Source organism: Streptomyces zinciresistens K42, assembly GCF_000225525.1.
GTDB lineage: Bacteria > Actinomycetota > Actinomycetes > Streptomycetales > Streptomycetaceae > Streptomyces > Streptomyces zinciresistens.
Window position 1 is genome coordinate 1 of record NZ_AGBF01000457.1, and the last position, 1,010, is coordinate 1,010.

Genomic DNA, 1,010 nt, shown 5'->3' on the forward strand with positions numbered 1-1,010 from the left:
GGTGTACGTCCGCGACAGCCCGAGCGGACTCCGCGGCCTCGTCGTGGTGGCGCGCGCGGGGTGTGCGCGGAGCGGTCGGCGGTCGGCACTCCGGGCACGGCCGGTGGCCCCCGCGCGCGCCGGGCGTACGCGTCGCAGGCCGCGCCTGCCTGCGCGCGGGGTCCCGCCGTGCCCGGTGGCGGGCGGCACGGGGCACGTCCCGACGCCGCCCGGTTATGGTCGTCCGTGTGATCGAGTTCGTGCGCAACGTCCGGCTGTGGTTCGCCCCGCAGGAGATCCGCCAGGAGGGCGGTACCCCCGACTACCGGTTCTCGCTGGCGAACGAGCGCACGTTCCTGGCCTGGCTGCGCACCGCGCTGGCGCTGATCGGCGGCGGTTTCGCGGTGGACCAGTTCCTGCCGGACCTGCGCTGGGGCTGGCGGGTCGGCCTGGCGCTCGCGCTGCTCGCGGCGGGCGTGCTGTGCTCGCTGCGCGCGGTGAACCACTGGGTGCGCTGCGAGCGGGCGATGCGCCGGGGCGAGGACCTGCCGGTGTCGCGGTTCCCCGCGGTGCTGAGCCTGGTGGTCGCGATCGTGGCCGTCGTGATCGTCGTCCTGGTGGGGTGGGTGGGGTGAGCACGGGGGCGGCGCCCGAGCCGGTGCGCGATCCCGGGCTCCAGCCCGAGCGGACCCTGCTGGCCTGGCGCCGTACGACCCTGACCGGCACGGTCACCGCCCTGCTCGCCATGAAGACCGCGCTGCACGGCGGAGCCTCGGCGCCGGGCCTGCTCGCCTTCGCGGTGTGCTTCGCCCTGTGGCTGGCCTTCCTCGGCCTCGCCCACCGGCGGGTCCGCGCCCTCGCCGCCTCGGCCGCCCCCGCCCCTCTCGCGCCCCGCCACGCGGTCGCCACGGTCCTGGTCACCACGGCCCTGGCCGTCTTCGCCTCGGCCCTGATCTTCTGAGGCCGTCCCGGTCTTCCGAGGACGCCCCGGCCTTCCGACGCCGTCCCGGTCTTCCGAGACCGTCCCGGCC

2 protein-coding genes are annotated in these 1,010 nt (G+C 76.8%); both read left to right on the top strand.

The genetic code is table 11. The features are described from left to right. Window positions 1-227 precede the first annotated feature (227 nt). A complete protein-coding gene (locus tag SZN_RS37180; protein ID WP_043735604.1) occupies window positions 228-614 on the top strand; it encodes a YidH family protein in 387 nt (128 codons plus the stop codon). After that, window positions 611-940, top strand: a complete 330-nt coding sequence (locus tag SZN_RS37185) for a DUF202 domain-containing protein (protein ID WP_007506554.1) — start codon at window positions 611-613, stop codon at window positions 938-940. The genes SZN_RS37180 and SZN_RS37185 overlap by 4 nt, the downstream gene beginning before the upstream one ends. Window positions 941-1,010 lie beyond the last annotated feature (70 nt).